Here is a 12,897-nt window from a genome sequence, read left to right as displayed (position 1 = left end):
CACGATCCGACCGTACCCCACCCGGCGTCCGGAGATCGAGCGCGTGTCCGGCCCGGCCGCGTGGTACCACCGACGCATGCGGATCGCGCTCGCCCAGATCTCCTCTGCCCCGGACCCGGATGCCAACCTCGCCGAGGTCGACCGGCTCACCCGCGAGGCGGTCGCCGCGGGCGCCCGGCTGGTGCTGTTCCCGGAGGCCACGATGTGCCGCTTCGGGGTGCCGCTCAGCCCGGTCGCCGAGCCGCTGGACGGCCCGTGGGCCGGCCGGGTGCGCGCACTCGCGGCCGAGCACGGGACGACGGTGGCCGCCGGGATGTTCACCCCGTCCGGCGACGGCCGGGTCCGCAATACGCTGCTGGTCACCGGCGGCGGCGTGGACACGCACTACGACAAGATCCACATGTTCGACGCCTTCGGGTTCGCCGAGTCCGACACGGTCGCCGCCGGGACCGAGCCGGTGACCGTGGACCTCCCGGAGGCGGACGGCGCCGGCACCGATCCGGTCACCGTGGGCCTGTCCACCTGCTACGACGTCCGGTTCCCCGGCCTCTACCAGCGGCTCGCCGACGCCGGCGCCACGGTGCTCGTCGTCCCGGCGTCCTGGGGGGCGGGGGAGGGTAAGCGTGAGCAGTGGGAGCTGCTGGCCCGGGCCCGTGCGCTGGACACCGGCTCGTTCGTGGTCGCCTGCGACCAGGCCGACCCGACGACCGTCGGCGGCGAGCACGGCCGGGCGCCGACCGGGATCGGGTACAGCCTGGTGGCGGGTCCGCGTGGCGAGATCGTCGACGGGCTCGGCGCGGAGCCGGGTCTGCTCGTCGTGGACCTCGACCCGGCCGTGGCCGGGCAGGTGCGCGAGCAGGTCCCGGTGCTGCGCAACCGGCGCTTCTGAGAGGTCCCGGGGCCGTCCGGCCTGTCCGGCCGGTGTCCGGGGTGCCGCTCAGCCGCCGGCCGCGGTGATCCGGTCCGAGATGTGCCCGGCGAGGTCGGTGTCCTTCGCGGTCAGCCCGCCCTCGGAGTGGGTGGACAGCCGGAAGGTCAGCGTGTTGTAGCGGATGTCGATGTCCGGGTGGTGGTCGGCGGCCTCGGCGTCGTCGGCGACCCGGTCCACCACCGCTATCGCGGCGGCGAAGTCGGGCAGCTTCGCGGTGCGGACGATCGCGTCGCCGTCCCGCTCCCAGCCCGGGAGCTTCAGCAGCGATGCGGTGATCTCGGCGTCGGACAGCGTGGGGGTGGCCATCGCCCCATCGTGGCGTAATCGCCCCGGTCCGGCCCAGCGGCCCGCCGTGCACGGCCCGTGGGCGGTCACGAGCCACGCCCCAGCAGGTACCCGGCGACGCCGGCGCCGGCGACGGCGAACCCGGCCGCGCGCAGCGTCGTCGCCCATGCCGCTGCGGTGTCCACCGGCGCGCTGAACGTGCCCGCGAGCACCTCGTGCCAGTGCCCGGTCGGCAGCGCCGGTGCCGCAGGCCCCCACAGCACCGCCACCAGCGGCGCGACGACCAGCGCCACCAGCCCGGCCACCACGACGACCGAGGGGCGCCGCGCCGCCGCCGACACGGCGAGCAGCAGGACGCCGAATCCGGTCAGCTGACCGGCCGTCCAGACCGTGAGCAGCAGCGCCCTGGCCAGCGTCGGGCCGGTCCCGAACGGCCCGGCCCCGAGCGCCGCCCAGCCGGCGAGCAGCGAGGTGCCGACCACCACGACCGAGGCCAGCACCGCGGCGGCGGCGACGGCGGACGCCTTCAGCAGCACCAGCCGGCCGGAACCGACCGGGGACAGCCGCAGCCCGTCCAGGGTGCCGCGGGCCCGCTCGGTGGCGAACGCGTCCGCCGCGACGAGCACCACCGGCATGCCGAGCGAGAACGCGGCGGGCTCGGCCAGTGCGACCATCAGCACGCCCAGGACGTAGGCGTAGCGCTCCGGGCCGCTCGCCGCGAGCGCGGTCGCCCCCAGGATCGGGACGAGCGCGGCGGCCGCCAGGGCGACCGCGGTCCGCGGGCGGGCCAGCGCCAGCTCGATCTCCGAGCGCAGCAGCCGGGACAGCGGCGCCGCCGTCCGGCGCCGGGTACGGGCCGGACGGTCCACCGTCGGGCCGGGCTGCGGGAACCGGCCGGCACCGGGCCGGGCGGGCGCGCTCATCGGTGCGTCCCGGGCGGTACCGCCGGGCACCCCGGCCGGCCGGGCCGGGCGGGCGGGTTCACGGGTACGCCCCGACCGGCACCGCGGGGGACCCGGGCCCGCCGGTGTCGCCGGTGAGCCGGGCGAACACGTCCTCCAGCCGGGCGGACGGCCGGGTGACCTCGTGCACCGCGACGCCGGCGTGCACCAGCAGCGCCACCACCTCGGGGGCCCGCCCCCCCGGCACGTGCACCCGGCCGTCGGACGCGGCGACGGCGTCGACCCCGCGCTGCCGCAGCGCCTGCACGGCCCGGCCGCCGTCCGGGGTGGTGATCACGAGGAGGTCCGGGGCGCCGCCCAGCAGTTCGTCCAGCGGCCCGGCGGTGAGCAGCCGGCCGGCCCGGAGCACGGCGACGTGGGTGCAGGTCGCCTCGATCTCGCCGAGCAGGTGGGAGCTGATCACGACGGTCGCCCCGGCCGCGTGCATCTCGCCGATCAGCCGCCGGACGTCGCGGGTGCCCGCCGGATCGAGACCGTTGGTCGGCTCGTCGAGCACCACCAGGCGGCGCCGGGTGAGCAGCGGGACCGCCAGGCCGAGCCGCTGGCGCATGCCGAGCGAGTACTCGCGCACCCGGCGGTCGGCGGCCCCGGACAACCCGACCCGGTGCAGCACCGCAGCGACCGCGGACGGGATCCGGGCGGTGTCCAGCAGCGGCTCGGCGGCGGCGTAACGGAGCAGGTTCTGCCTGCCCGTCCGGTGTGGGTGCACGGCGGGCAGCTCGATCAGCGCACCGACGTGCGGCAGCACCTCGGCGGCCCGCCCGGGCAACCGCCTGCCGAGCAGCTCGACCGTGCCCTCGGTCGGCGCGAGCAACCCGAGCAGCATCCGCATCAACGTCGTCTTGCCCGCCCCGTTCGGACCGAGCAGGCCGAGGACGGAGCCCATCGGGACGTCGAGATCGACGCGGTCGACGGCCCGGACCCCGCGGAAGCCACGGCCGAGGCCGACGGCGCGGACGGCGGGTGGGCGGCCGGGCGGAAGGGTGACGGTCGGGTGCACCGGGACAGGGTGGCCGTCCGGATCCGTGGGCGGGCCGTTTCGGCAACATCCACCGGTGACGTCCGCTCCCGGCACCCACCGGCGCCGCGCACCCGTCCGCACCGCCCTGCGAGGATCGGCGCCGTGCCGGTGATCAGTCTCGACCATCGTGTGGCCGGCCCGCCCGAGCTGGTGGCGGGCGTGCTGCGGGAGACGGCGCCGGCCGCGGCCGCCGTCGCCCGGGCCGGTGCCCGGCTGACCGCGCAGGCGGCGCTGCTCGTCGCGGGCGACGAGGTCCGGGTGACGCTCCCGGGCGGGCTCGTCGGCTGCCGGACCCGGATCACCCGGGCCGGCCGGGACGGCCTGTGGTCCGAGCTCGCGGCCGGCCCGGCGGCCGCGCTGCGGCACGCGACCCGGATCGTCGCGGACGGCACCGGCGGGACCCTGGTGCAGGACGAGCTCGCCTGGACGGCGCCGCTCGGCGGGTTCGGCCGGCTCACCGACCCGGTACTGCGACGCTACGGACACCGGCTGCTCGACGCCCGCCGCGACGTGCTGGCCGAGCGGGCCGGCGAGCTGCGCGTGGCACCCGTCGTCGTCGGTGCGGCGATCGTGCGTGACGGGAGGCTGCTGGCCGCCCAGCGGTCCTACCCGGCCGCGCTGGCCGGCCGCTGGGAGCTCCCGGGCGGCGGGGTGGAAGCGGGGGAGTCCGAGGCCGGAGCGCTGGTCCGGGAGTGCGCCGAGGAGCTGGACGCCCGGGTGGAGATCGGCGAGCGGCTGGGTACCGATCTGCCGATCGGCCGTCGCGTGCTGCGGATCCACACCGCCCGGCTGCTGCCCGGATCGCCGGAGCCGCAGCCGCGGGAGCACCGGGCGCTGTGCTGGGTCGGGGTGCGTGAGATCGCGGCGCTGGGCTGGCTGGACGCCGATCGCGCGGTCGTCGCGGAGCTGCTCGGGCTGCTGCGCCCCTGATCCGGTGCCGGTCCGGCGCGGTCGCCGGTGCCGAAGTGGAGATCATCCGGGACGGGCCGGAACCGCGAGGGCCCCGGCGTCGTCCAAGCCACATGAACCGGAATCCCGTCACCCCGACCCCGACCCCGACCCCGACCCCGACCCCGACGACCGCCGCCCGGCCGCTCCCGGCGCCGCTCGCCCGGCTCGTCACCGCGCAGGACGGCCTGGTGACCCGGGCCCAGGCCCTCGCGCACGGTCTGTCCCGCGACGTCGTCGACCGGCGGCTCGCGGCCCGGCGCTGGGAGCCGGTCCATCCCCGGGTCTACCGCGATCCCGCGGGCCCCACTTCGGAGCGGGCCCGGATCCGCGCCGCGGTGCTGTGGGCGGGCGACGACGCGGTGCTGACCGGCGCGGCGGCCGCCTGGTGCTGGGGCCTGCTCGCGACCGCACCCGCTGAGGTCACCGTGACGGTCCCGCGCTGCCGGGCACCCCGGTCGCGCGCCGGGATCCGGGTTCGCAGACGCGATCTCGGCCCGGCCGACGTCGCCGGGCACGCCGGCATGGCCGTCGCCGCTCCGGCGCTCGCCGTGCTGGAGACCGTGCTCGATCCCGGGGTGCCCGGCGCCGAACTCCTGGAACGCGTCCTGTGCGGGGCCGGACCGGATCTGGCGGCGCTCACCGCCGCGCACGCCCGCAACCTGGGCGCGCACGGGTCGGCGGAGAGCGGCAGGCTGCTGGCCGAGACGTCGCGGCGGGCGGCCGACCGGGCGGTGCACAGGCTCCGCGTCCTGCTGCAGCGGGACCGGATCCGCGGCTGGCGGTGCGCGCACCCGGTGGCCGGGATCGTGCTGCCGCTGGCGTTCCCCGGAGCCGGGCTCGCCGTGGAGATCGACGGGTACGCCGGGGCGCGCGCGGGCAGCGGCTGGCGGCAGGCCGTGCTGCGACGGCACGGCTGGCGGGTGTTCGTGCTGGATCCGGCCGAACCGTGGCTGCGTCCGGCGGCCACGCTGACGGCGCTGCGGCTCGCGCTGACCCGCCGCCCCGGCGGCCCCGGCGGCGGCGCGGCCGGGCGCCGCGCGGCATGAACGACGGCGTGAACAACGGAGTGGGCCTGGGCATGACCGGCAGCGGCATGGACAGCAGCGGCATGGACGGCAGCGGCATGGACAGCAGCGGCATGGACGGCAGCGGCATGGACACTGTCATGAACGGCGGCACGGGTCCCGGCATGACCAGCGGCGACCTGGGCGGCGTGAACACCGGACGGACGGGATGTGCCGGACCGGTGCACGGCGGCCGGCCGTGGCTTGGACGGGCGGTGCCGCCGGACCGGAGTGACCGGGACGACGATGTGATTCCGGCCATGGCCGGACGGGGCTCGCAGAGCCCGGCCGGTGGCCCCGTCGAGGACGTTCGCGGCGGATCTGCGGGTCGCCCGGGCGGGCGCCCACGCGCCCGCGCAGGCGCCGCGGCCGGACCGTTCGGCGGCGCACTACGGTGCCCGCGCGAACGGTGTCGTGGCCGGTCAGCGCCCTGACGGACGGGTCAGTAGATGCGCGCGATCTTCAGTGCGCGCTCGAAGGCCTTGCCACTCAGATCGTCCGCACCTGCCTTGCGCAACCGCATCGCGACGACCGGACAGCTCTTGCAGCGCTTCGGCTTGGACCGGCAGCACTTCTTCTTCACCTTGCCCATGAGGAGGCCAGGCTAACCTGCGCCCGGCGCAGGGACCAGGGGTTGCCCCGGATACCGTGGAGGTGTGACCATCCCCCGTTCCGCCTCGGCCCTCGATGCTCGCTCCGCGCTCGAGAGCGACGCCGTGCCTGATCAGGCCGGCCGTCCCGAGCTGCGCAACGTCGCGATCGTCGCGCACGTCGACCACGGCAAGACCACCCTCGTCGATGCGATGCTGCGCCAGTCCGGCGCCTTCGGCGAGCGCGCCGAGCTCGTCGACCGCGTGATGGACTCCGGCGACCTGGAGCGCGAGAAGGGGATCACGATCCTCGCCAAGCACACCGCGGTGAGCTGGCAGGGCTACACGATCAACGTCGTCGACACCCCGGGCCACGCCGATTTCGGCGGCGAGGTCGAGCGCGGCCTGTCCATGGTCGACGGCGTGGTGCTGCTCGTCGACGCCTCCGAGGGCCCGCTGCCGCAGACCCGGTTCGTGCTCCGCAAGACCCTCACCGCCGGCCTGCCGGTGATGCTCGTCGTCAACAAGACCGACCGCGGCGACGCCCGGATCGCCGAGGTCGTCGACGAGTCCCTGGAGCTGCTGCTCGAGCTGGCCGACGAGCTGGACCTGGACGAGTCCGTCACCGGCCACCTGCTCGACCTCCCGGTCGTCTACGCCTCCGGCCGCGCCGGCAAGGCGTCCCGGATCCGTCCCGGCGACGGCGAGCTGCCCGACGCCGAGGACCTCACCGCGCTGTTCGAGACGCTGCTGGCGACCGTGCCGCCGCCGTCCGACGACCCGGACGCCCCGCTGCAGATGCACGTCACCAACCTCGACGCGTCCAGCTTCCTGGGCCGGATCGCGCTCTGCCGGGTCCGCGCGGGCGTGGTGCGCCGCGGCCAGCAGGTCGCCTGGTGCCGGGAGGACGGCAGCACGCCGCGGGTCAAGATCACCGAGCTGATGATGACCGAGGCGCTCACCCGCGTCCCGGCCGACGAGGCCCGCGCCGGTGACCTGGTCGCCGTCGCCGGCATCGCCGAGGTGACCATCGGCGACACCCTCGCCGACCCGGAGCGGCCGGTCGCGCTGCCCCGGATCGACGTCGACGAGCCCGCGATCTCGATGACGATCGGCACCAACACCTCGCCGCTGGCCGGCCGCGACCCGGTCCCCGGCAAGAAGCTCACCGCGCGGCTGGTGAAGAACCGGCTCGACGCCGAGCTCGTCGGCAACGTGTCGGTCCGGGTGCTGCCCACCGAGCGTCCGGACACCTGGGAGGTCCAGGGCCGCGGCGAGCTGGCGCTGGCCGTGCTCGTCGAGACGATGCGCCGGGAGGGCTTCGAGCTCACCGTCGGCAAGCCGCAGGTGGTCACGAAGACCGTCGACGGCAAGCTCCACGAGCCGTTCGAGCAGCTGTCGGTGGACGTCCCGGAGGACGCCCTCGGCGCGGTGACCCAGCTGCTCGCCGCCCGCAAGGGCGAGATGGGCGACATGGTGCACGGCGAGGGCCGGGTGCGGATGGAGTTCCGGGTCCCGTCGCGGGGCCTGATCGGCTTCCGCACCGAGTTCCTCACGATCACCCGCGGCGCCGGCATCGCCAGTCACGTCTTCGACGGCTACGGCCCCTGGGTCGGCGAGATCCGTACCCGCAACAAGGGCTCGCTGATCTCCGACCGGTCCGGGCCGGTCACGCCGTACGCGATCGACCAGCTCGCTGACCGCGGCACCCTGTTCGTCGGGCCGACCACCCTCGTCTACGGCGGCATGGTCGTCGGCGAGTACACGCGCAACGAGGACCTCGAGGTGAACATCACCCGGGAGAAGAAGCTGACCAACATCCGCTCCTCGACGAGCGACGTGCTGGTCAAGCTGATACCGCCGACGGTCCTCTCGCTCGAGCAGTCGCTCGAGTTCTGCGCGACCGACGAGTGCGTCGAGGTCACGCCGGAGAACGTGCGGATCCGCAAGACCGAGCTGGACCCGAACCTGCGGGCCCGCGCCCGGTCCCGGGCCAAGGCGGCGGCGAACGCCGCCAAGTGAGCCCGGCCGTCGGCCGCGGGCGGGGTGAGAGCCGGCGTGCCCTGGTGAGCAGAGCAGAGGCACCCCGGCGCGCCCAGGTGAGCAGAGCAGAGCGACCCGCCGACCCACCCCGTCCGGTGGGCCGGCGGAGCCCGGCGGGGATACTGCGGACGTGAGAGCACGGCGACCGTTCCGAGCGCTCCCCGCGCTGCTGCTGGCCGGCCTGCTGGCGCTGACCGCGTGCAGCGCCGATCCCCAGCCCGCCCCGCCGCCGGACATCGACGCACCCACCGAGCCGATCACCACCGCGACCCGGGTGGTGGCCGGCGTCGACGAGCTGGGGCCCGGGTTCAACCCGCACCTGCGCTCCGACCAGTCGCCGGTGACGACGGCGATCGCCACGATGGCGCTCCCGTCGGTGTTCCGCCCGGACACCGACGGGAACCTGCAGCTGGACCGGACCGTCGCGACCGACGCGACGGTCACCTCGCAGGAGCCGTTCACGGTCAGCTACGAGCTGAACGTGGAGGCCGGCTGGTCCACCGGCGCGCCGATCGCCGCGGAGGACTTCGTCTACCTCTGGCAGCAGATGCGCACCCAGCCGAACACGATCGGCGCCGCCGGCTACCGGGAGATCACCGACGTCCGGTCGCGGGCCGCCGGCAAGGCCGTCGACGTCGTCTTCGACCGGCCCTACCCGCACTGGCAGGAGCTGTTCGACAACCTGCTCCCCGCGCACCTGCTCAAGGACGCGCCCGGCGGCTGGACGGCCCCGTTCGCGAACGGTGTGCCCGCCTCGGGCGGCCCGTTCCGGCTGATGCAGGTCGACCGGCTGCGCGGCGAGGTGCTACTGGTCCGCAACGACCCGTACTGGGACACCTCCGCGGTGATCGACGAGATCGTGCTGCGCCGGATCCCGCCGAACACGCTGCCGACCGCGCTGGAGAGTCAGGGCATCGACCTGGCGCTGCCGGACGCCCGGCCGGAGATCGGGCAGGCGCTCGACGTGCTCGCCGGGTCCCCGGAGCCACCGACCGTGCAGCGCGGCCCGCGCCCGGCCGTGCAGCAGCTGGAGTTCCGCACCCAGGACGGCCCGCTGGCCGATCCGCGGGTCCGCGAGGGCATCGCGGCGACACTGGACCGGGCCGCGATCCGCGAGCGGGTCAGCCCGGAGGCCGTCCCCACCGACGCGTTCGGCGCCGCCCCCTCCGATCCCGGCTACCAGCCGACCGCACCACCCGGGGCGCCCGGCCGGCCGGACCCGGCCGTCGCCGAGGCGGCCTTCACCGAGGCCGGGTACGTCCGCGGCGGGAACGGGCGCTGGACGCTCGGCGGGCGGCCGCTCAGCGTCGTCATCGGGGCCGGCGCCGAACGGAGCGAGGACGTCGAGGTCGCCCGGATCGTCGCCGAGCAGCTGACGGCGGGCGGCATCCAGGCGACGATCGTCGCGCCGTCCGCGCCGGATCTGCTGACCAGCGCCAGCGTCGCCCCGACGACGCCGAGCCCGACCACCACCCCGGCGCCCGGGGCGGGCCCCGCCCCCGGCGACGGGGCAGGCACTCCACCGCCGGCCGCCGGGCCGACGGACCCCGCCGAGCCGACGAGTCCGCCGACCACGTCCCCGACCACCGCCGCGGGCGGCGGCGCACCGGTCGCGGTGGACGTGCTCGTCGCGCCCCGGCCGGCCTACGGCGCGATCGGGCCGCGGCTGGACTCGGTGTACGGCTGCCCGCCGGACGACGTCGGCGAGGACCTGCCCGGCACGTCCTGCTTCCCGGTCCTGCAGCCGCTGCTGGACGAGCTGACCGGCTCGGTGGCCGATCCGGCGGTCGTCGCCGAGGCCGAGCGGGTGCTGTGGCGCCAGCTCCCCGCGCTGCCGCTCTACCAGGCGCAGGGGCTCGTGATCAGCAACCGGGAGACCGACGCGTCGACCGGCGTCACCCCCGGCCCGATCGCGACCGGGCCGATGACCGGCGCGCAGGCCTGGTCCGAGCCGGAGGGCTCGCGGGAGGACGACACCGGCACCGAGGAGCCGGACGCCGACAACTGATCCGGCATCCGGTCCACCGCGGTGGCCGCGCCGCACGGCACGGCCACCGCGGGCGGATCAGCCGGGCAGCAGGTTCTCCTCGTGCGCGTGGTGGCAGCCGCTGAGATGGTGCCCGCCGGAGCGGACCGTCAGCTCCGGCTCCTCGGTCGAGCAGATCTCGGTGGCCTTCCAGCAGCGCGTCCGGAACCGGCAGCCGCTCGGCGGGTCCACCGGGCTGGGGACGTCGCCGGTCAGCCGGATCCGCGACCGTCCCTCGCGCACCGACGGGTCGGGCACCGGCACCGCGGACAGCAGCGCCTGGGTGTACGGGTGCGCGGCCCGGGTGTAGATCTCGGCCTCGGTGCCGAGCTCCACCATCTTGCCCAGGTACATGACGCCGACCCGGTCCGACAGGTGCCGCACCACCGACAGGTCGTGCGCGATGAAGATGTAGGACAGCCCGAACTCGCGCTGCAGCTCGCCCAGCAGGTTCATCACCTGCGCCTGGATCGACACGTCCAGCGCGGACACCGGCTCGTCGCAGATGATCACCTCGGGGCGCAGCGCGAGCGCCCTGGCGATCCCGATCCGCTGCCGCTGCCCGCCGGAGAACTGGTGCGGGTAGCGGTTCACGAAGTCCGGGTTCAGCCCGACGACGTCGAGCAGCTCCTGCACCTTCCGCCGCCGGTCGCCCTTCGGGGCCACCTCCGGATGGATCTCGAACGGCTCCCCGACGATGTCGGCGACCGTCATCCGCGGGTTCAGCGAGGTGTACGGGTCCTGCAGCACGATCTGGACCTGCCGGCGCAGCGCCTTCAGCGCGGCGCCGCGCTTGGTGAAGATGTCCTCACCGTGGAAGCGCACGGCGCCCGCGGTCGGCGGTTCCAGCCGCATCAGCACCTGGGCCAGCGTCGACTTGCCGCAGCCCGACTCGCCGACGATGCCGAGCGTCTCGCCCTTGTTCAGGGTGAACGACACCCCGTCGACGGCGCGGACGTGGCCGACCGTCCGCTTGATCACCGCGCCGATCTTGACCGGGAAGTGCTTGACGAGGCCGTCGACCTCGAGGATCTGTTCGGGTGTGTTCATGACTGCGCCAGCTCCTCGGCGAACAGGCACGCCGAGGCACGCCCGCCGGGCAGTGCCAGCAGCGGCGGGTCGGTCTCCCGGCAGACGTCCCTGACCCGCGGGCAGCGCGGGTGGAACGGGCAGCCGGACGGGATCCGGGTCAGCGTCGGCGGCAGCCCGCGGATCGCCTGCAGCTCGGTGCCCTTGCTGTCCAGCCGCGGGATCGACGCCAGCAGGGCCTCGGTATACGGGTGGCGGGGCTCGGCGAACAGCTGGTGCACGTCGCCCTGCTCCACGATCCGGCCCGCGTACATCACCGCGATCCGGTCCGCGACCTCGGCAACGACGCCGAGATCGTGGGTGATCAGGATGAGGCCCATCTCCCGCTCGCGCTGGATGTCGGCGAGCAGGTCCATGATCTGGGCCTGCACCGTGACGTCCAGCGCGGTGGTCGGCTCGTCGGCGATCAGCACGTCCGGATCGAGCGCCAGCGACATCGCGATCATCGCGCGCTGCCGCATCCCGCCGGAGAACTCGTGCGGAAAGCTGGTGACGCGCTGCTTCGCGCCCGGGATGCCGACCATGTCGAGCAGCTCGACGGCCCGGGCCCGGGCGTCCCGGCGGCTCATCCCGCGCCGGGTGCGCAGCTGCTCGCCGATCTGGAACCCGACGGTGAACACCGGGTTCAGCGCGGACAGCGCGTCCTGGAAGATCATCGCGACGTGCTCGCCGCGCAGCTCCCGGCGCCGTTCCTCGTCGGCGGTCAGCAGCTCCTCGCCGCGGTAGCGGATCGCGCCGCCGGTGATCCGGGCCGGCGGCACCGGCAGGATGCCCATCACCGTGTTCGCGGTGACCGACTTGCCGGAGCCGGACTCGCCCAGCACGGCGAGGGTCTCGCCGGCCCGGACGTGGTAGCTGACGCCGTTGAGCACCGAGGCCACCCCGTCCCGGGTGTGGAACTCGACGCGCAGGTCCTCGACCTCCAGCAGCGGTGCGTCGGCGAGGCCGGTGGGCCCGGGCGCCGCACTCGTCTCGGTGTTGACGAGCGGCCCTGCGGGTGGGGTGCTCATGAGCGGCCCTTCGGGTCGAACGCGTCACGGACGGCGTCACCGAGCAGCACGAAGGCGAGCACGGTGACGACCAGGAATCCGCCCGGGAACAGCAGCAGGTGCGGCGAGGTCCGCAGGTAGCTCTGCGCCTCGCTGATCATCACGCCCCAGGAGACGACGGGATCGCGCAGGCCGACACCCAGGAACGACAGCGTCGCTTCGGCGCCGATGAAGGCGCCGAGCGCGATGGTGGCGTAGACCATCACCGGCGCGATCGTGTTCGGCAGCATGTGCCGCACGATGATCCGCCACGGCCCGGCGCCCAGCGCGCGGGCCGCCTTCACGTAGTCCTGGCTGCGGGCCGCGATCGCCGCCGACCGCATGATCCGCATGGTGACCGGCCAGGACAGCAGGCCGATCGTGCCGATCACCAGGCCGCTGATCCCGATCACGCTCTGCCCGACGGACTGGCGGAACGTGGAGAGCACCACGATGGCGCCGAGCACGAACGGGACGCCGAAGAACACGTCCGCGATCCGGGCCAGCAGCGAGTCGAGCCAGCCGCCGACGAACCCGGCGATCAGACCCATGACGGCGCCGAGCAGCACCACGAATGTGGTCGCCAGCACGCCGACGACGATCGAGACCCGGGTGCCGTAGATGGTGCGGGCGAACACGTCGCGGCCGAGGTTGTCGTAGCCGAACCAGGCCTCCGCCGACGGCCCCTGCCGGGCCCGCGAGAGGTCGCCGACGGTCGGATCGACCGAGGTGAACAGCTGCGGGAACGCGGCCAGCACGAGCAGCGCCCCGATCAGCGTCGCGGCGACGATGAACAGCGGCCTCCGCCGCAGGTCGTACCAGGCGTCGGCGCCGAGGCTCCGGGAGCGGGTGACGGCGGCCTCCGCGGCCGCCGGCGACGCTACCGGCTTGTCCGAGGTCACGGTGG

The 12,897-nt window shown here is 75.1% G+C and carries 13 protein-coding genes; 6 read left to right on the top strand and 7 right to left on the bottom strand.

The genetic code is table 11. The annotated features are described in order from the left end of the window. Positions 1-76: 76 nt before the first annotated feature. Positions 77-889 (top strand): carbon-nitrogen hydrolase family protein, encoded by an 813-nt coding sequence (locus ABZ881_RS09605; protein ID WP_358483281.1) that lies wholly within the window; start codon positions 77-79, stop codon positions 887-889. Between the two features lie 48 nt (positions 890-937). Here ABZ881_RS09605 and ABZ881_RS09600 read toward each other — a convergent pair whose 3' ends face one another. The 3 genes from ABZ881_RS09600 to ABZ881_RS09590 all read right to left on the bottom strand — a co-directional run bounded on the left by ABZ881_RS09600 (position 938) and on the right by ABZ881_RS09590 (position 3,178). Then, on the bottom strand, positions 938-1,237 hold the full coding sequence (locus ABZ881_RS09600; protein ID WP_358483280.1) for a 4a-hydroxytetrahydrobiopterin dehydratase: 300 nt from the start codon (positions 1,235-1,237) through the stop codon (positions 938-940). Positions 1,238-1,302: 65 nt separating this feature from the next. Continuing rightward, positions 1,303-2,139, bottom strand: coding sequence for an ABC transporter permease (locus tag ABZ881_RS09595; RefSeq protein ID WP_358483278.1), 837 nt, complete (start codon positions 2,137-2,139; stop codon positions 1,303-1,305). Between the two features lie 58 nt (positions 2,140-2,197). Beyond that, positions 2,198-3,178 (bottom strand): ABC transporter ATP-binding protein, encoded by a 981-nt coding sequence (locus tag ABZ881_RS09590; RefSeq protein ID WP_358483276.1) that lies wholly within the window; start codon positions 3,176-3,178, stop codon positions 2,198-2,200. A gap of 123 nt (positions 3,179-3,301) precedes the next feature. On the opposite strand from ABZ881_RS09590, the gene ABZ881_RS09585 reads away from it, so the two are divergent. The 3 genes from ABZ881_RS09585 to ABZ881_RS09575 all read left to right on the top strand — a co-directional run bounded on the left by ABZ881_RS09585 (position 3,302) and on the right by ABZ881_RS09575 (position 5,648). Further along, the gene (locus ABZ881_RS09585) at positions 3,302-4,129 is read left to right on the top strand and encodes an NUDIX domain-containing protein (protein WP_358483275.1); all 828 of its coding nucleotides are present in this window, start codon (positions 3,302-3,304) and stop codon (positions 4,127-4,129) included. A 92-nt stretch (positions 4,130-4,221) separates the two neighbouring features. After that, positions 4,222-5,196, top strand: coding sequence for a hypothetical protein (locus ABZ881_RS09580; protein WP_358483273.1), 975 nt, complete (start codon positions 4,222-4,224; stop codon positions 5,194-5,196). Beyond that, complete coding sequence (locus ABZ881_RS09575) at positions 5,193-5,648, top strand: hypothetical protein (protein WP_358483272.1); 456 nt, start codon at positions 5,193-5,195, stop codon at positions 5,646-5,648. The genes ABZ881_RS09580 and ABZ881_RS09575 overlap by 4 nt, the downstream gene beginning before the upstream one ends. A gap of 8 nt (positions 5,649-5,656) precedes the next feature. Here the strand turns inward: ABZ881_RS09575 and ABZ881_RS09570 are convergent, their stop codons facing one another. Continuing rightward, positions 5,657-5,806, bottom strand: coding sequence for a hypothetical protein (locus tag ABZ881_RS09570; protein WP_344026465.1), 150 nt, complete (start codon positions 5,804-5,806; stop codon positions 5,657-5,659). Between the two features lie 124 nt (positions 5,807-5,930). Between ABZ881_RS09570 and typA the strand changes: the two genes are divergently transcribed. Continuing rightward, the gene (gene typA, locus ABZ881_RS09565) at positions 5,931-7,826 is read left to right on the top strand and encodes a translational GTPase TypA (protein ID WP_358483573.1); all 1,896 of its coding nucleotides are present in this window, start codon (positions 5,931-5,933) and stop codon (positions 7,824-7,826) included. Positions 7,827-7,977: 151 nt separating this feature from the next. Next, a complete protein-coding gene (locus tag ABZ881_RS09560) occupies positions 7,978-9,855 on the top strand; it encodes an ABC transporter family substrate-binding protein (RefSeq protein ID WP_358483269.1) in 1,878 nt (625 codons plus the stop codon). Between the two features lie 57 nt (positions 9,856-9,912). Here the strand turns inward: ABZ881_RS09560 and ABZ881_RS09555 are convergent, their stop codons facing one another. Genes ABZ881_RS09555 through ABZ881_RS09545 form a run of 3 tightly spaced genes read right to left on the bottom strand, consistent with a single transcriptional unit; the run spans position 9,913 to position 12,892 of the window. Further along, positions 9,913-10,923 carry a dipeptide ABC transporter ATP-binding protein gene (locus tag ABZ881_RS09555; protein WP_358483267.1) on the bottom strand — a complete coding sequence of 337 codons (1,011 nt, stop codon included), beginning with the start codon at positions 10,921-10,923 and terminating at the stop codon, positions 9,913-9,915. Continuing rightward, entirely contained in the window at positions 10,920-11,972 is a 1,053-nt protein-coding gene (locus ABZ881_RS09550) for an ABC transporter ATP-binding protein (protein ID WP_358483265.1), read from the bottom strand. Before ABZ881_RS09550 ends, ABZ881_RS09555 begins: the two co-directional genes overlap by 4 nt. Then, positions 11,969-12,892, bottom strand: coding sequence for an ABC transporter permease (locus ABZ881_RS09545; protein WP_358483570.1), 924 nt, complete (start codon positions 12,890-12,892; stop codon positions 11,969-11,971). Before ABZ881_RS09545 ends, ABZ881_RS09550 begins: the two co-directional genes overlap by 4 nt. Positions 12,893-12,897 lie beyond the last annotated feature (5 nt).

Origin of the sequence: Pseudonocardia sp. NPDC046786 (assembly GCF_040645415.1) — a bacterium.
GTDB lineage: Bacteria > Actinomycetota > Actinomycetes > Mycobacteriales > Pseudonocardiaceae > Pseudonocardia > Pseudonocardia kongjuensis.
This window is presented reverse-complemented; position numbering and strand designations above follow the sequence as displayed.